18 protein-coding genes and 1 pseudogene are annotated in these 20,615 nt (G+C 68.0%); 8 read left to right on the top strand and 11 right to left on the bottom strand.

Annotation, left to right across the window (positions count from 1 at the left end):
• Positions 1 to 7: 7 nt before the first annotated feature.
• Entirely contained in the window at positions 8 to 484 is a 477-nt protein-coding gene (locus FGL25_RS00775; protein WP_138140678.1) for an RNA pyrophosphohydrolase, read from the top strand.
• 225 nt (positions 485 to 709) lie between these two features.
• Here FGL25_RS00775 and FGL25_RS00770 read toward each other — a convergent pair whose 3' ends face one another.
• The 5 genes from FGL25_RS00770 to FGL25_RS00750 all read right to left on the bottom strand — a co-directional run bounded on the left by FGL25_RS00770 (position 710) and on the right by FGL25_RS00750 (position 5,624).
• Positions 710 to 979, bottom strand: coding sequence for an ATP synthase F1 subunit epsilon (locus tag FGL25_RS00770; protein ID WP_003166300.1), 270 nt, complete (start codon positions 977 to 979; stop codon positions 710 to 712).
• Between the two features lie 3 nt (positions 980 to 982).
• Positions 983 to 2,524, bottom strand: a complete 1,542-nt coding sequence (atpD, locus tag FGL25_RS00765; protein ID WP_076222865.1) for a F0F1 ATP synthase subunit beta — start codon at positions 2,522 to 2,524, stop codon at positions 983 to 985.
• A gap of 38 nt (positions 2,525 to 2,562) precedes the next feature.
• Entirely contained in the window at positions 2,563 to 3,432 is an 870-nt protein-coding gene (locus FGL25_RS00760; protein WP_138140677.1) for a F0F1 ATP synthase subunit gamma, read from the bottom strand.
• A 37-nt stretch (positions 3,433 to 3,469) separates the two neighbouring features.
• Positions 3,470 to 5,002, bottom strand: coding sequence for a F0F1 ATP synthase subunit alpha (atpA, locus tag FGL25_RS00755; RefSeq protein ID WP_046652460.1), 1,533 nt, complete (start codon positions 5,000 to 5,002; stop codon positions 3,470 to 3,472).
• A 67-nt stretch (positions 5,003 to 5,069) separates the two neighbouring features.
• The gene (locus FGL25_RS00750) at positions 5,070 to 5,624 is read right to left on the bottom strand and encodes a F0F1 ATP synthase subunit delta (protein ID WP_138140676.1); all 555 of its coding nucleotides are present in this window, start codon (positions 5,622 to 5,624) and stop codon (positions 5,070 to 5,072) included.
• Between the two features lie 332 nt (positions 5,625 to 5,956).
• On the opposite strand from FGL25_RS00750, the gene FGL25_RS00745 reads away from it, so the two are divergent.
• A complete protein-coding gene (locus FGL25_RS00745; RefSeq protein WP_128114898.1) occupies positions 5,957 to 6,787 on the top strand; it encodes a TerC family protein in 831 nt (276 codons plus the stop codon).
• 2 nt (positions 6,788 to 6,789) lie between these two features.
• Positions 6,790 to 7,599 carry a glutaminyl-peptide cyclotransferase gene (locus FGL25_RS00740; protein ID WP_252969934.1) on the top strand — a complete coding sequence of 270 codons (810 nt, stop codon included), beginning with the start codon at positions 6,790 to 6,792 and terminating at the stop codon, positions 7,597 to 7,599.
• Between the two features lie 161 nt (positions 7,600 to 7,760).
• Here FGL25_RS00740 and FGL25_RS00735 read toward each other — a convergent pair whose 3' ends face one another.
• A complete protein-coding gene (locus FGL25_RS00735) occupies positions 7,761 to 9,941 on the bottom strand; it encodes a primosomal protein N' (protein ID WP_197733785.1) in 2,181 nt (726 codons plus the stop codon).
• 162 nt (positions 9,942 to 10,103) lie between these two features.
• Between FGL25_RS00735 and fsa the strand changes: the two genes are divergently transcribed.
• From fsa to FGL25_RS00715, 4 genes are all read left to right on the top strand, one after another.
• Positions 10,104 to 10,757, top strand: coding sequence for a fructose-6-phosphate aldolase (gene fsa / locus FGL25_RS00730; RefSeq protein WP_003166309.1), 654 nt, complete (start codon positions 10,104 to 10,106; stop codon positions 10,755 to 10,757).
• 24 nt (positions 10,758 to 10,781) lie between these two features.
• The gene (locus FGL25_RS00725) at positions 10,782 to 11,483 is read left to right on the top strand and encodes a DUF484 family protein (RefSeq protein ID WP_138140674.1); all 702 of its coding nucleotides are present in this window, start codon (positions 10,782 to 10,784) and stop codon (positions 11,481 to 11,483) included.
• Positions 11,484 to 11,494: 11 nt separating this feature from the next.
• Complete coding sequence (locus tag FGL25_RS00720) at positions 11,495 to 12,409, top strand: tyrosine recombinase XerC (RefSeq protein WP_138140673.1); 915 nt, start codon at positions 11,495 to 11,497, stop codon at positions 12,407 to 12,409.
• Positions 12,410 to 12,544: 135 nt separating this feature from the next.
• Complete coding sequence (locus FGL25_RS00715; protein ID WP_138140672.1) at positions 12,545 to 13,513, top strand: pepsin/retropepsin-like aspartic protease family protein; 969 nt, start codon at positions 12,545 to 12,547, stop codon at positions 13,511 to 13,513.
• Positions 13,514 to 13,518: 5 nt separating this feature from the next.
• On the opposite strand, the gene FGL25_RS17085 is transcribed toward FGL25_RS00715, so the two are convergent.
• Both FGL25_RS17085 and FGL25_RS17080 read right to left on the bottom strand, forming a co-directional pair.
• A complete protein-coding gene (locus tag FGL25_RS17085; protein ID WP_252969932.1) occupies positions 13,519 to 13,926 on the bottom strand; it encodes an SDR family oxidoreductase in 408 nt (135 codons plus the stop codon).
• A gap of 67 nt (positions 13,927 to 13,993) precedes the next feature.
• Positions 13,994 to 14,311 (bottom strand): annotated as a pseudogene (locus FGL25_RS17080) (SDR family NAD(P)-dependent oxidoreductase); the annotation flags it as partial.
• 69 nt (positions 14,312 to 14,380) lie between these two features.
• Here FGL25_RS17080 and FGL25_RS00705 point away from each other — a divergent pair.
• A complete protein-coding gene (locus FGL25_RS00705; RefSeq protein WP_138140671.1) occupies positions 14,381 to 14,947 on the top strand; it encodes a GNAT family N-acetyltransferase in 567 nt (188 codons plus the stop codon).
• Here FGL25_RS00705 and FGL25_RS00700 read toward each other — a convergent pair.
• The 3 genes from FGL25_RS00700 to FGL25_RS00690 form a co-directional block, all read right to left on the bottom strand.
• Positions 14,922 to 16,007: a DUF5694 domain-containing protein gene (locus tag FGL25_RS00700; RefSeq protein ID WP_138140670.1), complete on the bottom strand. Its 1,086-nt coding sequence runs from the start codon at positions 16,005 to 16,007 to the stop codon at positions 14,922 to 14,924. The genes FGL25_RS00705 and FGL25_RS00700 overlap by 26 nt on opposite strands.
• Positions 16,008 to 16,145: 138 nt before the next feature.
• Positions 16,146 to 17,558, bottom strand: coding sequence for a dihydrolipoyl dehydrogenase (lpdA, locus tag FGL25_RS00695; RefSeq protein WP_138140669.1), 1,413 nt, complete (start codon positions 17,556 to 17,558; stop codon positions 16,146 to 16,148).
• A gap of 199 nt (positions 17,559 to 17,757) precedes the next feature.
• A complete protein-coding gene (locus FGL25_RS00690) occupies positions 17,758 to 20,601 on the bottom strand; it encodes a TonB-dependent receptor (protein ID WP_138140668.1) in 2,844 nt (947 codons plus the stop codon).
• Positions 20,602 to 20,615: the final 14 nt, after the last annotated feature.

The raw sequence follows: 20,615 nt of genomic DNA, 5'->3' as shown, positions 1-20,615 counted from the left end.
GAAGGGCATGAGCATCGACCTGTCCCTCTATCGCCCCAACGTCGGGGTCGTCCTGTTCAACCCGGCCGGCCAGGTCTGGTTCGGCCGCCGCGCCGACACGCCCGAGCCGTGGAACTGGCAGTTCCCCCAGGGCGGCGTCGACGACGGCGAAGACCTGGAAGCCGCCGCCCGCCGCGAACTGCACGAGGAGACGGGCGTGCGCTCCATCGCCCTGCTGGGCCGCACGAGCGAGTGGATTCCCTATGACTTCCCCGAGGGCCTGCCCAGCCCCAAGAGCTGGAAGGGGCTGAAAGGCCAGCGCCAGCAGTGGTTCGCCTTCCGTCTCACCGGCGCTGAGGACGAGATCGACCTGAACGCGCACGGCGAGCCGGAATTCGACGCCTGGCGCTGGGGGCGGCTGGAAGAGGCGCCCAGCCTGATCGTGCCGTTCAAACGGCCGGTCTATGAGCAGGTGGTGCAGGCGTTCGGAGGATGGGCGCAATAGCTCCCTTCCCCCTCGATTGGGAAGGGCCGGGGATGGGGGTGTGGGCGCGACATTGAATGTCCGCGCGCGCGAGACGCGCCCGCGCCGCCGGAGCCTGACAGGAAACCGCCTGCCTTCACCCCCACCCAACCCTCCCCCATCGAGGGGGAGGGCTTGAGAAGCGCGCACGAAAAAGGCCCCTCGCCGCAAGCGAGGGGCCTTTGATCGTTTCAGCCGTGCGAACCTTTAGTTCGCGACGAGCTCCGAAGCCTCTTCGGCCAGGATGGTCAGGCCTTCGCCGTTGACGTCGGCGAAGCCGCCCTTGACCTCGAAGCGGCGGCGCTGGGCGCCGTCATAGACCGTCACCACGCCTTCGCGCAGGGTGGTCATGAAGGGCGCGTGGCCCGGCAGGACGCCGAAGTCGCCCTCGACGCCCGGCGCATCGACCTGATCGACCGAACCGGCGAAGACTTCGCGTTCCGGGGCGACGAGGGAGAAGTTCAGCTTACCGGCCATGGCTTAGGCTTCCGCAGCCATCTTGGCGGCCTTCTCGACGGCCTCTTCGATGGCACCGACCATGTAGAAGGCGGCTTCCGGCAGGTGGTCGTATTCGCCGTCGCAGATCGCCTTGAACGAGCGGATAGTGTCGGCCAGCTCGACGAACTTGCCCGGCGAGCCGGTGAATTGTTCGGCCACGAAGAAGGGCTGCGACAGGAAGCGCTGGATCTTGCGGGCGCGCGACACGACCAGCTTGTCGTCTTCCGACAGCTCGTCCATGCCCAGGATGGCGATGATGTCCTTCAGCGCCTTGTACTGCTGCAGGATTTCCTGGACGCGGCGAGCGACCTGATAGTGCTCCTCGCCGATGACCAGCGGGTCCATGATCCGCGAGGTGGAGTCCAGCGGGTCCACGGCCGGGAAGATGGCCTGGGCGGCGATGTCGCGCGACAGAACGGTCGTGGCGTCCAGGTGGGCGAACGAGGCGGCCGGGGCCGGGTCGGTCAGGTCGTCGGCGGGGACGTAGATGGCCTGGACCGAGGTGATCGAGCCCTTCTTGGTCGAGGTGATGCGCTCCTGCAGGTTGCCCATCTCGGTGGCCAGCGTCGGCTGATAGCCCACGGCCGAGGGGATGCGGCCCAGCAGGGCCGACACTTCCGAGCCGGCCTGGGTGAAGCGGAAGATGTTGTCGACGAACAGCAGCACGTCCTTGCCTTCCTCGTCACGGAAGTATTCCGCGATCGACAGGCCGGTCAGGGCGACGCGGGCGCGGGCGCCCGGCGGCTCGTTCATCTGGCCGTAGACCAGGGCGCACTTGGAGCCTTCGGTCGAGCCGTTGTTCTTGGCCGGGTCCACGTTCACGTTGGACTCGATCATCTCGTGATACAGGTCGTTGCCTTCGCGGGTGCGTTCGCCCACGCCAGCCAGAACCGAGTAACCGCCGTAAGCCTTGGCGATGTTGTTGATCAGTTCCTGCATGGTCACGGTCTTGCCCACGCCGGCGCCGCCGAACAGGCCGGTCTTGCCGCCCTTGGTATAGGGGCAGATCAGGTCGATGACCTTGATGCCGGTGACCAGGATTTCCGCCGAGGTCGACTGTTCGTCGAAGGTCGGGGCTTCCTTGTGGATCGGACGGTATTCAGTGGTCAGGATCGGACCGGCTTCGTCGATCGGCTGGCCGACGACGTTCATGATGCGGCCGAGCGTGCCGGGGCCGACCGGGGCCATGATCGACTTGCCGGTGTCGACGACGGGCTGACCGCGGGTCAGGCCTTCGGTCGTGTCCATGGCGATGGCGCGGACCATGTTCTCACCCAGGTGCTGGGCGACTTCCAGAACCAGGGTGAAGGGCTCGCCCGTCTTCTGGTCGACGTTCTGGGTCTCCAGGGCGCTCAGGATCGCCGGCAGGTGGCCTTCAAACTCGACGTCGACGACGGCGCCGATGACCTGGGCGATCTTGCCCTGGCCCGCGACGGTCGCGACGGCGGCCTTCGGAGCGGCGGCCTTCTTGGGAGCGGCCGGCTTCTTGGCGGCGGGTTTCTTGGGGGCGGTGGTGTCGGTCATCGGGTTTTTGTCCGTGTCGAATGTCAGCTGTGTCGGGATCAGAGCGCTTCAGCGCCGGCGATGATCTCGATCAGCTCGGTGGTGATCTGAGCCTGGCGGGAACGGTTGTACTGCAGCGTCAGGGCGCTGATGAGGTCGCCCGCGTTGCGCGTGGCGTTGTCCATCGCGGCCATCTGGGCGCCGAAGAAGCCGGCCTGGTTCTCCAGCAGGGCGGCCAGGATCTGCGTCGTCAGGTTGCGCGGCAGCAGGGTCTCGAGGATGTCCTCTTCCGACGGCTCATACTCATAGAGCGCGCCGGCCTCGGCCGAGGCGTCCGCGTCGACTTCGGCCGGGGCCAGCTGACGCGACGACGGGACCTGAGAGATCACCGACTTGAACTGGCTGTAGAAGAGGGTGACCTTGTCGGCCTCGCCCGCCTCGAACTTTTCGGCCAGCAGCTCGGCGATCGGCTGGGCCGAATGCAGGCCCACCGTCTTGTGTTCGCTCAGCTCGAAGGTCTTGACGACCTTGTCGCCGAACAGACGGGTCAGCTGGTCGCGCGACTTGCGGCCGACGGCCACGATCTCGACGGTCTTGCCGTTGGCGATCAGGCTGTTGATGTGATCCCGCGCGGCGCGGATGACGTTGGTCGAGAACCCGCCCGCCAGGCCCTTGTCGGCCGTGGCGACGACGACCAGATGCTTCTGGTCGGCGCCGGTCCCGGTCATCAGGCGCGGGCCGTCGTCGCCGACGCCGGCCGCCAGGTTGGCGATGACCGAGGCCATCCGCTGCGCATAGGGCCGGGCGCTTTCGGCCTGGTCCTGGGCGCGCTTCAGCTTGGCCGCGGCGACCATCTGCATGGCTTTCGTGATCTTCTGCGTCGCTTTGACGCTTCCGATCCGATCGCGCATTTCCTTGAGGCTAGCCATCCGGCTCTGCTCTTCCTTTGACTACAGGGCCGAACGATCAGGCGAAGGTCTTGGCGAAGGCCGCCAGGATGTCCTTCAGCTCGGCTTCCAGCTCGGGCGTCAGGGCCTTCTTGGTGCGGATGCCGTCCAGCAGCGAGGCGTGGTTGGCGTGGATGCGCGCCAGCAGTTCGCTCTCGAAACGGCCGACCTGAGCCACTTCGATCCCGTCCAGGTAGCCGCGCGTGCCGGCGTAGATGGACACGACCTGCTCTTCGACGGCCAGCGGCGAGTACTGCGGCTGCTTCAGCAGCTCGGTCAGGCGGGCGCCGCGGGCCAGCAGGCGCTGGGTCGAGACGTCCAGATCCGAGCCGAACTTCGCGAAGGCGGCCATTTCACGATACTGGGCCAGCTCGCCCTTAATCGAACCGGCGACCTGCTTCATGGCCTTGATCTGGGCCGAGGAGCCCACGCGCGACACCGAGATGCCGACGTTCACGGCCGGACGGATGCCCTGATAGAACAGGTCCGATTCCAGGAAGATCTGGCCGTCGGTGATCGAGATCACGTTGGTCGGGATGTAGGCCGACACGTCGTTGGCCTGGGTTTCGATGATCGGCAGGGCGGTCAGCGAGCCCGAGCCGTAGTCCTCGTTCAGCTTGGCCGAACGCTCCAGCAGGCGGCTGTGCAGGTAGAAGACGTCGCCCGGATAGGCTTCACGGCCCGGCGGACGGCGCAGCAGCAGCGACATCTGGCGATAGGCCACAGCCTGCTTGGACAGGTCGTCATAGATGATCAGGCCGTGCATGCCGTTGTCGCGGAAATACTCGCCCATGGCGGTGCCGGCGAACGGGGCCAGGAACTGCAGCGGGGCCGGCTCCGACGCCGTGGCGGCCACGACGATGGTGTATTCCAGCGCGCCGGACTCCTCGAGGGTCTTGACGATCTGGGCCACGGTCGAACGCTTCTGACCGATGGCGACGTAGATGCAGTACAGCTTGGCCGACTCGTCGTCCGACTTGTTGACGGCCTTCTGGTTCAGGATGGTGTCGATGGCGACGGCGGTCTTGCCGACCTGACGGTCGCCGATGATCAGCTCGCGCTGGCCGCGGCCGACCGGGATCAGGGTGTCGATCGCCTTCATGCCCGTCTGCATCGGCTCGTGAACCGATTTGCGCGGGATGATGCCAGGGGCCTTCACGTCGACGCGGCGGCGCTCGGTGAACTGGATCGGGCCCTTGCCGTCGATCGGCTCGCCCAGCGGGTTGACGACGCGGCCCAGCAGGCCCTTGCCGACCGGCACGTCCACGATCTCGCCCAGGCGGCGCACGTCGTCGCCTTCGGCGATGGCGGCGTCCGCGCCGAAGATCACGGCGCCGACGTTGTCGCGTTCCAGGTTCAGGGCCATGCCCTTCACGCCGGCCTTGGTGAACTCGACCATTTCACCGGCCTGGACGTTGTCCAGACCGTGAATGCGCGCGATGCCGTCGCCGACCGACAGCACCTGGCCGACGTCCGAGACGTCGGCTTCCACGCCGAAGTTGGCGATCTGCGACTTGAGGATGGCCGAGATTTCGGCGGCGCGGATATCCATGATTGGCTCTTTCGGCTTTCGTCTTCGGTGCGGGCCCGCTGGCCCGGCTTGATCTGGAATTCGGGGCTTAGGCGCGCTTCAGCGCAAAAGTCATCTGGTCGAGCTTGGTCTTCAGCGAGGCGTCGAACAGCTTCGAGCCCACCTTGACCTTCAGGCCGCCCAGGATCGTCGGATCGACGCGGGCGGTCAGTTCGGGATCACGGCCCAGGGCGGCGCGCAGCTCGGCCTGGATCTTCTTGGTCTGGGCGGCGCTCAGCGCCACGGCCGAAACCACCTCGGCGGCCACGACGCCCGCCTTCTTGGCGTACAGCGCCTCGAAGCCGGCGATCACGCCCGGCAGGTCCGACGCGCGGCCGTTCTGGCCCAGCAGACCCAGGAAGTTGCGCGTCGTCGCATTGAACTTGGCCTTGTCGGCGATGGCGGCCAGGCCCTTGGCCTGATCAGCCGACGCCACGATAGGCGAGGTGGCGAGACGGCGCAGATCCGCGCTGTCCAGCCAGACCGCCTTTAGCGCAGCCAGATCGGCGCGCACGGCGTCCAGCGCCCCCGTCTCGTCCGCGAGGTCGAACAGCGCCTGTGCATACCGTCCGCCGACTTCCGTCGTCCTGAAATCGTCCGCCACTTATATTTGGTCCGCGTCTGAAGCGTTTGGATCAAGACCGGCCGCAGTCGCCTGCGCCAGCCAAGGGCCTGAAATGCTTGTAGAAAGCACGCTGGGGACGCATCTTTCGATACGCCCTTCGCTAAAGCCGCGCGGCTGATACCATGCAAGGCCTCGCCTCGCAACCGAGGGGCGCGGAACGATAACGCCGCACCCGCGCTCTCTTTGGTCGAATAGGACCGGTCAAGCTGGGTTCGACAGGAGGGCCTGCGACGACGACGACGCCATCCGACGCTTGATGCGCGCTCACGCTCCCGTTACCGAAAACCTTCCAACACCCATCAGGACACCCGATGCTCGAAAGCATAACCCCGCTGTTGACCGATCCCGCCGCCTGGGCGGCCCTTGTGACCCTCGTGGTCATGGAGGTGGTGCTGGGGATCGACAACCTGATCTTCATCTCGATCCTCTCGAACAAGCTCCCGCCCGAGCACCGCCAGCGCACGCGCCGTATCGGCATCGGCCTGGCCCTGGTCATGCGCCTGGGCCTTCTGGCCGCCATCGGCTGGATCGTCGGCCTGACCCAGCCGGTCTTCGACCTGGGCATCCACGGCGAGACCTTCGACACCGCCTTCTCCTGGCGCGATCTGATCCTGATCGCCGGCGGCCTCTTCCTGGTCTGGAAGGCGACGAAGGAAATCCACCACGCCGTCGACACCACGCCGTCGAACGACCACCTGCTTGAGAAGGACAAGAAGGACGTCGTCATCAACAACGTCGGTTCGGCCATCTTCCAGATCATCCTGCTGGACCTGGTGTTCTCGGTCGACTCCATCCTGACCGCGGTCGGCATGACCGATCACGTGCCGATCATGATGATCGCCGTGGTCATCGCCGTTCTGACCATGCTTCTGGCGGCCGACCCGCTGGCGAACTTCATCGACAAGAACCCGACCGTGGTCATGCTGGCCCTGGGCTTCCTGCTGATGATCGGCGCCGTGCTGATCGCCGACGGCTTCGGCGTCCACGTGCCCAAGGGCTATATCTACGCCGCCATGGCCTTCTCGGCCCTGGTCGAGGGCCTGAACATGTGGTCGCGCAACGCCCAGATCAGAAAGAACCAGGCCGAGGAAGCCGCCCAGGCCGCCCTCAACAAGGCCGAAACCGCCGAGCCCGGCGTCTAAGCGTGCGTATCGGGCCGGTCCTGGCGACGCTTCTGCTGGCGCTTCCCGCGTCGGCGGCGGCGCAAGCGCCGGGGCCGGCCCCTTCTTCTTCCACTCAGCCCGCACCGTCCCGCGTTCCGGTCTACGGCTATGAGGTGGTGCGGACCTTCCCCCACGACCCGACCGCCTTCACCCAGGGGCTGGTCATCCGCGACGGCGTGCTGATCGAGAGCACCGGCCGCAACCCTTCCAGCGTGCGCCGCGTGCGGCTGGAGGACGGCGTCGTGCTGCAGAAGCGCGAACTCGAGCCCGAGTTCTTCGGCGAAGGCCTGACCGAGAAAGACGGCCGCGTCTTCTCCCTGTCGTGGATCAACGGCGTCGGCTTCATCTGGAATGCGGACGACCTGAAGCCCGTCTCCCGCTTCGCCTACGCGGGCGAAGGCTGGGGACTGACGCACGACGGAACGCGCCTGATCCTGTCGGACGGATCGGCTGCCCTGCGCTTCCTCGATCCCGACACCCAGGCCGAGACCGGCCGCGTCTCCGTCACCCTGAACGGCCGCCCGGTGCGCCAGTTGAACGAACTGGAATGGATCGACGGCGAGGTCTGGGCCAACGTCTGGCGGACCGACTACATCGTCCGCATCGACCCTGCTTCCGGCCGAGTGGTGGGCGTCATCGACCTCAGCGGCCTGCTGCCCAAGGATCAGGTGAAGGATCCGGTCGACGACGTGCTGAACGGCATCGCCTGGGACGCGCAGAACCGCCGCCTGTTCGTCACCGGCAAGAACTGGCCCAGCCTGTTCGAGATCAGGCTGACCGGGCCGAGGTAGGCGCGGCTCTCGCCCTTACCCCTCACTCCACCGTCATCCTCGGGCTTGACCCGAGGATCGAGCGGCGGGCGCGCTCGCCCTCTCCAAAGTCGCGGAGGCGGATGGACCGATCCTCGGGTCAAGCCCGAGGATGACGGAGAGTGGGTAGGCGCCAGCACGCCTTACAGGAAACTATAAGGATCCACGTCCACCGTCAGCCGCACCGAGGCTGGAACCTTCACCCGCGCCAGCCAGGCGCGCAGGAAGGCCTGCAGGTTCACGTCGCGGTCGGCGCGCACCAACAGCCGCTTCCTTCGCCGCCCGCGCACCAGCGCCAAAGGCGCGTCGGCGGGGCCATAGACCTCCAGCCGTTCGGCGTTGGGGATGGCCTCGGCCAGATCGCGGGCGACCTTCTCGACCGCCATCGCGTTCTCGCTGGACAGGATCAGCGCCGCCAGACGGCCGTGCGGCGGCAGGGACGCCGCCTCGCGCTCAGCCATCTCCGCCTCGACGAAGGCGTCGCGGTCGCCCGCCGCCAGGGCCTGCAGCACCGGATGCTCGGGCGTCCAGGTCTGCAGCAGGGCGCGGCCCGGCTTGTCCGCCCGCCCCGCCCGGCCCGTAGCCTGGGCCAGCAGCTGATAGGTCCGCTCGGCCGCGCGCAGATCGCCGCCGCGAAGCCCTAAGTCCGCATCGACCACCCCGACCAGGGTCAGGCGCGGGAAGTTGTGGCCTTTCGCCGCAGCCTGGGTGGCGACCAGGATGTCGATCTCGCCGTCGGCCATGCTTTGTATGAGGGCGCGGGCCGACTTGCCGTCCGGCACGGTGTCCGAGCTGAAGACAGCCGTGCGCGCCTGCGGGAACAACTGCCGCACCTCCTCCTCGACCCGCTCGACGCCCGGCCCGACCGGGACCAGAGTATCCTCGGCCCCGCATGACGGGCAGGCCTTGGGCTTGGGCATGGAGAAGCCGGTCAGGTGGCAGACCAGCCGCCCGGTGTAGCGATGCTCGACCAGCCAGGAATCCGTATCCGGCGCCGTCAGCCGGTGCCCGCACGACCGGCACAGCACCACCGGCGCATAGCCGCGCCGGTTGAGGAACAGCAGGCTCTGCTCGCCCCGCGCCAGCGTCTCGCCGATGGCTTCGCGCAAAGGCTGGGACAGCCAGGTCTGCGGGTCGGGCGGACATTCGCGCAGGTCGATCAGGCCGATCTCGGGCAGCACCGCCGCCCCATGCCGCGCCGCCAGCTTCAGCCAGCGATACCGTCCCTGATGGGCGTTCCACAGCGTCTCCAGCGACGGGGTGGCCGAGGCCAGCACCACCGCCGCCCCCTCGATCCGCGCCCGCGCCACGGCCAGGTCGCGGCCGTGATAGACCAGCCCCTCCTCCTGCTTGAACGAGCCGTCGTGCTCCTCGTCCACCACGATCAGGCGCAGGTTGGCGTAGGGCAGGAACAGGGCCGAGCGCGCGCCGACCACGATGTTGCAGCGCCCGGCGACCACCGCCTCCCACGCCTGTCGTCGGCGCGGCGGGGCGACGCCGGAATGCCATTCGGCCGGTGCGACGCCGAAGCGGGCGGTGATGCGCTCGATCACCGCCTGGGTCAGGGCGATCTCAGGCAACAGGATCAGCACCTGCGCCGTCGGATCGGCCCGCAGCGCCCGCGCCGCCGCCTCCAGATAGGCCTCTGTCTTGCCCGAGCCCGTCACCCCGTCCAGCAGGAAGGGCGCGAAGCCGCCCGCCGCTGTCGCCTCGGCGATGGCCGCCGCCGAGGCCGCCTGATCCGGGTTCAAGGTCGCCGGCGCATGGTCGGGATCGGGCGCGTCGAAGGCGGCGACAGCCTCGACCTCGAACGCCTTCAGCACGCCTTCATCGACCAGCCCCTTGACCACGCCGGACGAGACGCCCGCCGCCCGCGCCAAATCAGGGCCGGGCATGGACCGCGCGCCCAGCGCCTCCAGCACCGCCGTCCGCGCCGCCGTGGGGCGGGCGGGATTGCGCCCCTCGACGCGCCGCACCCGCCGCTCGGGCCGGGGCCGGGGCGCGCGCAGCCCCTTCAGCGCCGTCGCCGCCATCTCGCCGGGCGGGCTGAGGGTCCAGCGCGCCGCCCATTCGACGAAGTCCAGCGTCCGCTCCGGCAGGCGCGGATCGTCCAGCACCTGCTCGACCGCCTTGAGGCGCCGGTTGGAGCCGGTCGTCTCGAACACCTCGGCCACCACGCCCCGGATCAGGCGCGGGCCCAGCGGCACGGCGACCTGATCGCCGCGCGCGACCGACAGCGCCTCGGGAACCGCATAGTCGAAGGCTTCCGGCACCGGCAGGGGAATGAGGACGGAGGCGACCTTCACGCGGCTTCTCCTCCCCATTTCGTGGGGAGGTGGCGCGGTCGCGCAGCGACCGTGACGGAGGGGCTGCCTGGTTCTGCTGACAGAAGCCCCTCCACCACTACGTGGTCCCCCTCCCCACAGAGTGGGGAGGAAAAGAATGAGAGTCGCCCTTCGCGTTGGTCAGGGTTAGAACTCTTCTCCATGAAACTCTTTCTCGACACCGCCGACGTCGCCGTCATCAAGGATTTGCTGCCCACCGGGATGGTGGACGGCGTCACCACCAATCCTAGCCTGATCGCCAAGTCGGGTCGCAACATCGCCGAGGTCATCGCCGAAATCTGCGCCCTGGTCGAGGGGCCGATCTCGGCCGAGGCCGTGGCCACCGATTTCGAGACCATGGTCAAGGAGGGCGACAAGCTGGCCTCCATCGCCCCCAACGTCGTGGTCAAGCTGCCGCTGACGTGGGACGGCCTGCGCGCCACCCGCGCCTTCGCCGACAAGGGGATCAAGACCAACGTCACCCTGTGCTTCTCGGCGGCCCAGGCCATGCTGGCGGCCAAGGCGGGCGCGACCTTCATCTCGCCCTTCGTCGGTCGTCTGGACGATGTCGGCGCCGATGGCGTGGGCCTGCTGGAAGACATCCGCACCCTGTACGACATCCACGACTTCAGCACGGAAATCCTGGCCGCCTCGGTGCGCAATGCGGACCATGTGACCGCCGCGGCGCTGGCCGGCGCCGACGCCTCCACCATTCCGGCCGACGTTTTCAAGGCCCTGGTAAAGCACCCGTTAACCGACAAGGGGTTGGATGCCTTCCTGGCCGACTGGGGCAAGACCGGTCAGTCGATTCTGTAGTTTCTGACCCGACGAGAGGTCCGTTTGAGCACTTCCCTGGACCTCTCTTCCGACCCGGCGGCGGGCCTGCACTGGCCGCAGGTGCGCGCCTGGCTGGGCGATCACGCCGAACACCTGCTGGATGATCGCGCCCTGCTGGAAGAGCTGGGCCTCGCCGCCACCGGCCGCAACGTCGTCGACTTCGGCCGCGCCGCCCTGGCGCGGCTGGAGGCCGTCGCCCAGCGCGAGGCCGGGGCGCGCAAGCTGATCGAAGAGATCGCCCGCGCCAACTTCGCCGCCCAGACCCAGACCCACGTCGCCGCTCTGGACCTGATGGAGGCCCAGACCCACGCCGAACTGGCGCGCTGCCTGGACGCCGTGACGCAGGGGCGTTTCGGCCTGGCCGGCGCCGCCGTGGCGATCGAAAAACCGGGCGCCGTCCCCTTCGGCTGGAAGGCGCTGGAGCCGGGCCGCGTCGACGCCCTGCTGGGCGAGGACGGCCTGCACTGGCTCGGCCCCAACTTCACCGGCCTCAGCCTGTTCGGCCCGGCCGAGGGCGAGGTCGCCTCGGTCGCCCTGGTGCGGATGAACCTGCGCCTGCCGGGCGCCGCCGCGCCCCGCGCCGCCCTGTGCGCCTTCGGCTCGGGCGAGGAAGACGGCTTCACCCCCGCCATGGGCTGCGAACTGGTGGCCTTCGTCGCCCGCGTGGTCGAACGCATGGCCGAGCGATGGCCGCTGGACGCCTGAACGCCCCCTCCATGACTTCGCAGGACGCCCTGGCCGCCTGGCTGGAGCATCTGGCCCATGAGCGCCGCCTGTCGCCGCGCACGCTGGAGGCCTATGGCCACATCGGCCGGCTGTATCTGGCCTTTCTGGAGCGCCATCGCGGCGGCCCCCAAAGCGCGGCCGACCTGGGGTCCGTCACAGCGGCCGAGGCGCGCGCCCATCTGGCCGAGCGCCGCAACGGAGATCGCCCGCTGAACGCCCGCTCGCTCAGCCAGACCCTGGCCGCCATCCGGGGCTTTCACGCCTTTCTTGACCGGCGCCTCGGCGTAGCGACGCCCCAGCTGGCTCTTGTACGGGGGCCCAAGGTCAAGCCGTCCCTGCCCCGCCCGGTCAGCGAGGATCAGGCCAAGGGCCTGCTGCACGAACCCGAGGCTGATCCCGACATGGAGCCGTGGGAGGCCGCGCGCGACCGCGCCGTCCTGACCCTGCTCTACGGCTGCGGCCTGCGGATTTCGGAGGCTCTGTCGCTGAAGCGGTCGGACACCCCACTGCCCGAATCCTTGCGCATCACCGGCAAGGGCGACAAGACGCGGATGGTCCCCGTCCTGCCGCAGGTGCGCGAGGCGACGCAGGCCTATCTGGCGCTGCAGCCCTTCGTCATCGACGCGGATCAGGCCCTGTTCCGGGCGCGGCGCGGCGGCCCCTTGAGCGCCCGTCATGTGCAGGCGACCGTGCAGCGGCTGCGCGGGCGCCTCGGCCTGCCCGCCTCGGCCACGCCCCACGCCCTGCGCCACAGCTTCGCCACCCACCTGCTGGGCGCCGGCGCCGACCTGCGCTCGATCCAGGAGCTGCTGGGCCACGCCAGCCTGTCTACGACGCAGAAATACACCCAGGTCGACGCCGCCCGCCTGCTGGCCGCCTATGCTCAGGCCCATCCGCGCGGCTGACCCTCCGCAAACGGACTTTTCAGCACCTCGAAAAGGCGCCAGAATTCCGGCCTGGGGATCGCGGAACGGGAGTTCACGCGCGTGCACAGGCCGATTCTCGTTTCTGAGACCGATCGCCTCGCCCCCAGCCGTCGCATGGCCCTGAGCCTGCTGGCCCAGACCGGGCTTGTTCTGGCCGCCCCGGCCTGGGCGCAGGATTCGACGAGACAGACGCCTCCCGCTTCGCCCGACGCCGAGGCGCGCCTGCTGGCGAACCTGCTGACCCGCATCGGGGTCGAGGTCGATCTGGACGGGCGCAAGGCGCTGTTCGTCATCGACACGGGCGCAGAGCGCAGCGCGATCTCCGACCGGCTGGCGCAGGCGCTGGACCTTCCGCCCGGCCCGCCCGTCCTGGTGCACGGCATCACCACCGCCCAGATGACGCCGACCGTGCGCCTGCCCCATCTGGCCTTTTCCGAGCGACGGTTCGCCGACCTGGTCCTGCCGGTCTTTCCCTATGGGCTGCTGGGGGCCGACGGTCTTCTGGGGCTGGACGTGCTGTCGCGCTTCCGGCTGACCCTGGACCTGCGGCGCCGCCGGGTCATGATCGCGGCCTCGGGCGTCGACGTCGTGCGGCGCGGCCTGTCCTTCGGCGGACGCGCCAGCCGCGTGGGTCTGGACATCACCGATGTCCGCTCGGGGCGTTTCAGCCAGTTGATCCTGACCCAGGTCGCGGCCGACGGCGTCCCGGCCGTCGCCTTCATCGACAGCGGCGCCCAATATTCGATCGGCAACCGCGCCCTGATGCGGGCGCTGGATTCGCGCCTGGGCCGGGTCGAGCGTCCCTTGGTGCGCGTCTATGGCGTGATCGGCCAGTCCTTGCTGGTGCGGTCCGGCGAACTGGCAGATCTGCGCCTGGCGCGGCGCGATCTGGGGCCGACGCCTCTGTTGTTCGGCGACCTGCACGCCTTTCGCATCCTGAACCTGATCGACCGTCCCGCCCTGTTGCTGGGCGCCGACGTCCTGACCCGGTTCAGCCAGGTGACGCTGGACTATGGCCGGGGCCGCATCGCCCTAGGCGGCCTGGCCCGTCGTCCGACGCCGCAGGCCGCGCCTCGGTCCTAGGCCAATCAGATCGCCTTGACCGCTCCGCCATCGATGCGGATCAGGGAGCCGGTGACATAGCCCGCCAGCGGACTGGCCAGGAAGGCGGCGACGGCGCCGAACTCCTCGGTCGCGCCGATGCGTCCGGCGGGGATGGACTTGACCGATTCCGCACGGGCCTCGGCGGGTTCGACGCCAGTCGCTGCGGCGCGGGCGGCGTCCAGCCGCTCGATGCGCGGGGTGTCGATCCGGCCGGGCAGAAGGGTGTTGACCGTCACCCCATTGGCCGCCACCTCGCCCGCCAGGGTCTTGGCCCAGGCCGCCACCGAGGCGCGCAGGGTGTTGGACACGCCCAGCGTCCCGATCGGTTCGATCACGCTGGTCGAGGCGACGTTCAGCACCCGCCCCCAGCCCATGGCCCGCATCCCCGGCATGACCCCGGTCGGTCAGGCGGAAGACCGACAGCACCATGGCCTCGAACTGCTCGCGCCACAGCGCCGGGTCCAGCCCCGCCACGCCCGACGGCGGCGGCCCGCCCGTGTTGTTCAACAGGATCTGGATCGGCCCGCCCAGCCCGGCCTCAGCGACGTCCACCGCCTTCAGCAGGGCCTCGTGATCGGCCAGATCGGCCGGGGCGATGACCGCCCGGCCCGGCCCCATGGCGTTCAGTTCGTCGGCCACGGTTTGAAGCCTGGCCGCATCGCGCGACAGCAGGGCCACGTGCGCGCCCTCGGCCACAAGCGCCGTCGCCACCGACCGCCCCAGGCCGCTGGAGCCGCCGCAGACCAGGGCGCGCTTGCCGGTGAGTTGAAGATCCATGCGAGGCTCCTGTTGCGAAACACCCAAGGCTCCACATGTACGTGGCCCTCTCGTCCAGACAAGGCCGCCATGTCGCTTCCCGTCCTGCCCATCGAAACCGAACGCCTGTCGCTGCGCGCCTTCCGCCCGGACGATTTCGACGCCTATTACGCCTACCACGCCCTGCCCGAGGTCTATCGCTACCTCTACGCCGCGCCGCCGAGCGCCGAAGAAGCGCGCAAAACTCTGCAAACAGCGAACGCCTTCACCGAGGACGGCGACGTCGCACGGCTTGCGGTGACGCGACGCGCGGATGGAGCCCTGCTGGGCGAGCTTTTCCTTAGGCTGGCCAGCAAGGCGGCCCTGCAGGCCGAGATCGGCTACATCTTCAACCCGGCCTTCGCCGGCCAGGGCTACGCCGCCGAGGCGGTGCGCGCCCTGGTCGGCGTCTGCTTCTCCAGCCTCGGCCTGCATCGCCTCTACGCCCGCCTCGACACGGACAACCAGGGCTCCATCGGCCTGGTCGAGCGGCTGCGCTTCCGGCGTGAGGCGCACCTGATCCAGAACGACCGTTTCAACGGCGTCTGGGGCGATGAATTCATCTACGCCGTGCTGGCCGCGGAATGGGCCGCTAACGCAGAACCGCGTCGGAACTGACCAGCCGCACGTCGTGCATCTGGTTCAGATAGGCCTCGTAATAGCCTTTGTGCGAGGCGCCGACGATGGTCAGCATCCGCGTGCCCGGATAGCGCCCCAGCACGTCGCGGATGTTGGCGACCATGCGCAGGTTGCGAGTCTCCCAATAGCCCAGGTAGCGTCGCCCGAACGCCTCGGGCGACGGCTCCACATGGGTCGCGCCGAAGTCGGAGCGATAGGCCGCTACGGCTTCAGCCGGATCATTGTAGGCCCGATACATCGCCAACAAGCCGCCTGGACGCTCCAGACCAGCGCCCAACGCCGCTGAGGCTTCCTTTCGCGCCTTTGAATTCGGGTTGTCCCAAGATCCCATGATGGCCTGGCGATAGCCCTCCTGCTCGTCCGGTCGAATGTCGGAAGAAGCCGTGTGGTCATCAACGGCCCACAACCTCTCCAGGCCCAGACGCGCCGCCAGAGCCGCGGCGATCAGCTCGGTCTCATTGCGACGCGTCATCCGACGGTTCAGTTCGGCAACCAACTCCTCCGTCAGCCCGTCCTGGGCCAACCGCTCGCTTTCAGGCAGGCGCAGCCACTGGACCACGGCGGACGGCGCTTCTCCGGCGGCCAGAAAAAGTAGGGCGAGCTGTCGCCTCTGTGTTGACGAAAGCGTCTCCGGCCAGTCCGCCAGAACGCGCTCGACTTCGACATTGGCGCCCGGAACATCCAATGCAGCGGCTTCACCGGCCTTGGCCGGATCATAGCAATAACTTCTAATCGTCGAGGCATAGCGTGTCGGCTGGCGTTTCATAGCATCGCACTGCAGACCCGATAGGTTCTCGACCGCAATCGCCGTCGGTCGCCAAGTCGCCAACCGATCAAGCAAGGGCTCCAACAGCTCGGGCCGGAAGCTGTCCGGCAGGGCGGAAAGGTGCGGCGAGCCCAGCACCAGAACCTCATTGAACGCGCCTGCCGGAGGGCCTTTCAACTGGTCAGGGTGAAACGTGGGTCGATAGTCCTGCGCCGAGGCGACAGAACCGATCACCGCCCAGGCCGCCGCCGCCAATCCAATCGCCAAACGCATCGCTTCACCCTCGCTCCCGCCGTTTCGCGGTGAAACTGAAGACGCCCGCCGAGGCCAGCAAGTTAAGTTTCGGCAACGAAAAACGGCGCGCCCCGTGCGGAGCGCGCCGTTCAGATCGCGGTCTGAAGCCGGTGAGGCTTACGCCTGCATCGTCCAGCCTTCGACGCCCATGGCGGCCTGACGGAAGGCTTCCGAGCGGGTCGGGTGCGGGTGGCAGGTGCGGGCCACGTCTTCCGAGGCGCCGCCGAAGGCCATGGTCATGCAGGCCTCGCCGATCAGCTCGCCCGCCTGCGGGCCGTAGATGTGGACGCCCAGAACCTTGTCGGTCGCGGCGTCGGCCAGAACCTTCACGAAGCCCTCGGTCTCATGGTTAATCTTGGCGCGGCTGTTGGCGGCGAAGGGGAATTTGCCCTTCTTGTAGTTGACGCCTGCGGCCTTCAGCGCCTCTTCGGTCTTGCCGACCCAGGCCACTTCCGGGCCGGTGTAGATGACCGACGGCACCAGGTCGTAGTCGACGTGGCCCGGCTTGCCCGCGATCAGTTCGATCACGGCCACGGCGTCTTCCTCGGCCTTGTGGGCCAGCATCGGGCCGTGCGTCACGTCGCCGATGACCCAGACGCCCGGCGCCGAGGTCTTGAAGTGGTCGTTGGCGATGAAGCCGCGCGCGTCCGGCGTGACGCCGACCGTCTCGAGCCCCAGGCCTTCGGTGTAGGGACGGCGGCCGATGGCGACCAGCACCACGTCGCCCTTCAGGGTTTCCGCCTCGCCGCCCTTGGCGGGTTCGAGGGTCAGCTCCACGCCGTCCTTGGACGTCTTGGCGCCGGTGACCTTGGTGCCCATGCGGAAGGTCATGCCCTGCTTGGTCAGGCCGCGCTGGAAGGCGGTGGCGACTTCGCCGTCCATGCCCGCCCCGACCTTGTCGAGGAACTCCACGACCGTGACCTGGGCGCCCAGACGACGCCAGACCGAGCCGAGCTCAAGGCCGATGACGCCCGCGCCGATGACGATCAGATGCTTGGGCACCTTGGGCAGGAATAGGGCGCCGGTCGAGTCGATGACCTTGCCGTCCTCGAAGGCGACGCCCGGCAGGGGGGTCGGCTCGGAGCCGGTGGCGATGACGATGTTCTTGGTCTCGAGCGTGGTCTTGGCGCCGCCCTCGGCTTCGACCTCGACCTTGCCCTGGCCGACGATGCGGCCGAAGCCCTTCACCACGTCGACCTTGTTCTTCTTCATCAGGAATTCGATGCCCTTGGTCAGAGCCTCGACGCTGTCGTCCTTGGCCTTGTGCATCTGGGCCAGGTTCAGCTTGGGCTTCACTTCGATGCCGATGCCGGCGAATTCGACGTTGGCGGCCTCATACAGTTCCGAGGCGTGCAGCAGGGCCTTCGACGGCATGCAGCCGACGTTCAGGCAGGTGCCGCCCAGGGTCGCGCGCTTTTCGATCAGGGCGGTCTTCAGCCCCAGTTGTCCGGCGCGGATGGCGGCGTTGTAGCCGCCCGGCCCGCCCCCGATGATCACCACGTCGTAGGTCTGGGAAGCGGCGTCGGCCATATGGTCCTCTGATCGTTCAGGCGCTGGGGAAGAGAGCGGCGCGGACACTAGCGCCGACCCCGGCGGGGTCAACCGCCACGGTCCATATAGGCCCGGATCGCGTCGGGGACCATGCCGAGAAAGACTAAAGGAGGGGCCGACGAAAGCAAAAGGCCGGGCGTCGCCGCCCGGCCTTCCATTTTCAGCCGCTATGGACCGATCAGTATTTGAAGCGCACGCCCATGAAGACGTTGTAGCCGAACTTCTCGTACTCATAGGTCCGCTCGCGCGAGCCGTAGTAGCGAACGCCCGCCGAGTCGGTCAGGTTCTTGGCCTCGCCGAACACCTCGACCCCGTTGCCGAAGTCGTAGGAGGCGGTGAAGTCCAACTGCTCACGGCCTTCGACGAACAGGTCGAAGTCGGGATCGTCGGCGTTGATCTCTTCCAGATAGTCGCTGCGCTTGGTGTAGCTGAGGCGGGCGCTGAAGCCGGCCATCTCGTAGAAGAGGGCCAGGTTGTAGTTATTCTCCGACTGACCCGGCAGCGAGAACTTGTTGCGGCCGCCATAGGCCTGGGCCGTTTCGATCTCGGCGTCGGTCCAGGTGTAGTTGGCGAAGACGCCGAAGCCCGAGGCCCAGCCCGGCAGGAAGCTGAACTTCTGCTGCCAGTTCAGCTCTAGGCCCATCAGGTGGCCGTTCGGGGCGTTGATGGGGGTCTCGAACTCGGCGTCGAACTCGGTCCCGTCGATCGTCACCTTGTCCTCGTATTTGAGGATGTAACGGTAGTCGGTCAGATCCTTGTAGAAGGCGTTGGCCGACACCACGCCCAGCGAGGCGAAGTAGTACTCCAGCCCGAAGTCGACGTTGTTCGACAGCGTCGGCTGCAGGTCCGGGTTGCCGATCTCATACGAGATGTCCGTGCCGTCGGTCTCTTCGATACGACGCGGGACGATCTGGTTGAACTCGGGGCGCGAGATCGAGCGCGTCAGGGCGAAGCGGCCGATCAGATTGTCCGAGAAGCTGTGGCGGACCGTCAGGTTGGGGAAGAACTCGGTGTCGTCGCGATCGACCCGCGCCATGTCATAGGGCTTGGTGCCGTCGTTATCGATCAGGCTGGCGGCCTCGCCCTCGAACTTGGTGTTCTCTACGCGCAGGCCGAAGATGATGTTGGTCGCGCCGATGTCCAGGCGGCCCTGGGCGTAGGCCGACAGAATGTCTTCCTTGGCCGTATAGTCCGCCGCGATGGAATCCGCCGGACGGATCGGCGACAGCGGGCGCATCTGGCCGAAGTAGTCGTCCACCAGGCCGTTGTTGAACTTCTTGCCCAACAGATAGTCGTAGTTGCGCGAGTCCGAGCCCGTCAGCAGGTCGGCGTAGGACTGCGACGGCGCATGGGCGGCGTCACGGCTGCGGAAGCGGTCCTCGTCGGCCGAGATGTCGCGGGTGCGGTATTTGCCGCCGAATTTCCAGGTGATCTCGCGGCCGCCGATGACCGAAGGCAACTCGAAATTGGTCTGGAAGGTCAGTTCGTCCTGCTCGGTCGTGCTGGAACGGAAGGCGTTCTCGCGGAAGCGGTATTGCGCCGCATCCATGTGTTCGCCGGTCGTGAAGATCGAATAGGTCGGCTGGTAGTGATCGCCGGTGAAGTCATAGGTGACCGACGGCTTGGCCCGCGACCGGAACAGCAGCTCGTTGCGGTTCGGATAGGTCTGCTCGCTGCTGGCCCACGAGATGTTCGCGTCCCACACCGCGCCGTTGCCGAAGATGCGCTCGGCGCCGGTCGTCAGGGTCAGGATTTCGTTCTTCTGGGTGCGGTGGCGCAGCTGGCGCTCGACCGTCACCTCATTGAAGGTCGCCTTGCGGTCGGTGGCGCCGGCCTGAAGCTTTCCTTCGTCATAGGTCAGCAGCAGCTGGTTGCGGTATTCGTCGTCCTCGAACTGGGCGAACGAGCCGCGCACCCAGGCGCGATAGGCGTCCGACGGTCGGAACTCCAGCGAGCCGTTGATCGACTGGCGCGTGCGCTCGGTGTCGTAATCCTTGAACAGGCTTTCCTCGAGGGCGAACACCTCGCCGCCTTCCGGCGTCTTCATCTTGGTCCAGCCGGACTCGACGTTGTCGGGGCGGCGGTTGGTCTTGGAGTAGGAGTAGGACAGCAGGCCGCCGAAGGTCTGGTCCGCGCCGAAGACGTTCGACGCCGTGGCGCCCGCGCGGATGTCCTCGCCGCCGTAGTCGTTGTAGCTGCCGCCGGCATAGCCGCTGACGGCCAGGCGACGCTGGTCGAAGGGCGAGCGGGTCTTGATGTTGACGGCGCCGGCGATGGAATCGGCGTCCTGGCTCGGCAGCAGGGTCTTGGAGATCTCGATGTTGGAGACGATGTCGCTGGGCAGGGTGTCCAGGTCGACCGCGCGCGTGCCCGGATCGACGGCCGGAACCGTCACCCCGTCCACCGACACAGCGGTGAAGGCCGACGGCGCGCCGCGCACGTTGATGTAGCGGCCCTCGCCCTGGTCGCGCTGGATGGCGATGCCCGGCACGCGCTGCAGGGATTCCGCCACGTTCGGATCGGGGTAGCGGCCGATGGCGTCGGCCGACAGGACGTTGATCACGCCGTCGGCGTTCTTCTGCTGGTTCAGCGAGCGGGCCACGCCCTCGGTGATGACGCCGTTGACGATGACGTCGGCCACGGCGACCGCATCGCCCGAGCCCATCATGACGGTGACCGAGGTCAGGCGGCCCGGCGCGGCGGCGACCGTCTGGGTCGCGGTCGGCAGGCCGATGTAGCGGGCCTCCAGCGTGACCTGGCCCGAGACGCCGCCCAGGTTGAACTCGCCCTGGCTGTTGCTGACCGCGCGGCGGCCGCTGACGCGGTCGATGATCTCGGCGCCCGGCAGGGGCGAGCCGTCGGCGTTGACGACGCGACCGATCAGGCCGTCGCCCGCCGGGGCGGCCGCGACGGCCGGAGCGGCGTCAACCGCGACGTCGGCAGCCCTGGCGTCAGCAGCTTGGGCGGCGACAGCGAAAACCAGCGGCAGGCTCGCCGCGCTGAGAAGAAGTCCGAGCTTCATGTCCATATCCCCGA

Origin of the sequence: Brevundimonas vancanneytii (assembly GCF_901421975.1) — a bacterium.
In the GTDB taxonomy this organism is placed as follows: domain Bacteria; phylum Pseudomonadota; class Alphaproteobacteria; order Caulobacterales; family Caulobacteraceae; genus Brevundimonas; species Brevundimonas diminuta.
This window is presented reverse-complemented; position numbering and strand designations above follow the sequence as displayed.

What these genes read in the sequence shown, in the direction of transcription:
- FGL25_RS00720 (WP_138140673.1), top strand. Translation starts at nt 11,495, where the DNA reads ATGACTTCGCAGGACGCCCTGGCCGCCTGGCTGGAGCATCTGGCCCAT.
- FGL25_RS00705 (WP_138140671.1), top strand. Translation starts at nt 14,381, where the DNA reads ATGTCGCTTCCCGTCCTGCCCATCGAAACCGAACGCCTGTCGCTGCGC.
- FGL25_RS00775 (WP_138140678.1), top strand. Translation starts at nt 8, where the DNA reads ATGAGCATCGACCTGTCCCTCTATCGCCCCAACGTCGGGGTCGTCCTG.
- fsa (WP_003166309.1), top strand. Translation starts at nt 10,104, where the DNA reads ATGAAACTCTTTCTCGACACCGCCGACGTCGCCGTCATCAAGGATTTG.
- FGL25_RS00715 (WP_138140672.1), top strand. Translation starts at nt 12,545, where the DNA reads ATGGCCCTGAGCCTGCTGGCCCAGACCGGGCTTGTTCTGGCCGCCCCG.
- atpA (WP_046652460.1), bottom strand. Translation starts at nt 5,002, where the DNA reads ATGGATATCCGCGCCGCCGAAATCTCGGCCATCCTCAAGTCGCAGATC.
- FGL25_RS00760 (WP_138140677.1), bottom strand. Translation starts at nt 3,432, where the DNA reads ATGGCTAGCCTCAAGGAAATGCGCGATCGGATCGGAAGCGTCAAAGCG.
- lpdA (WP_138140669.1), bottom strand. Translation starts at nt 17,558, where the DNA reads ATGGCCGACGCCGCTTCCCAGACCTACGACGTGGTGATCATCGGGGGC.
- FGL25_RS00770 (WP_003166300.1), bottom strand. Translation starts at nt 979, where the DNA reads ATGGCCGGTAAGCTGAACTTCTCCCTCGTCGCCCCGGAACGCGAAGTC.
- FGL25_RS00690 (WP_138140668.1), bottom strand. Translation starts at nt 20,601, where the DNA reads ATGAAGCTCGGACTTCTTCTCAGCGCGGCGAGCCTGCCGCTGGTTTTC.
- FGL25_RS00700 (WP_138140670.1), bottom strand. Translation starts at nt 16,007, where the DNA reads ATGCGTTTGGCGATTGGATTGGCGGCGGCGGCCTGGGCGGTGATCGGT.
- FGL25_RS00735 (WP_197733785.1), bottom strand. Translation starts at nt 9,941, where the DNA reads ATGGGGAGGAGAAGCCGCGTGAAGGTCGCCTCCGTCCTCATTCCCCTG.
- atpD (WP_076222865.1), bottom strand. Translation starts at nt 2,524, where the DNA reads ATGACCGACACCACCGCCCCCAAGAAACCCGCCGCCAAGAAGCCGGCC.
- FGL25_RS17085 (WP_252969932.1), bottom strand. Translation starts at nt 13,926, where the DNA reads ATGCCGGGGATGCGGGCCATGGGCTGGGGGCGGGTGCTGAACGTCGCC.
- FGL25_RS00745 (WP_128114898.1), top strand. Translation starts at nt 5,957, where the DNA reads ATGCTCGAAAGCATAACCCCGCTGTTGACCGATCCCGCCGCCTGGGCG.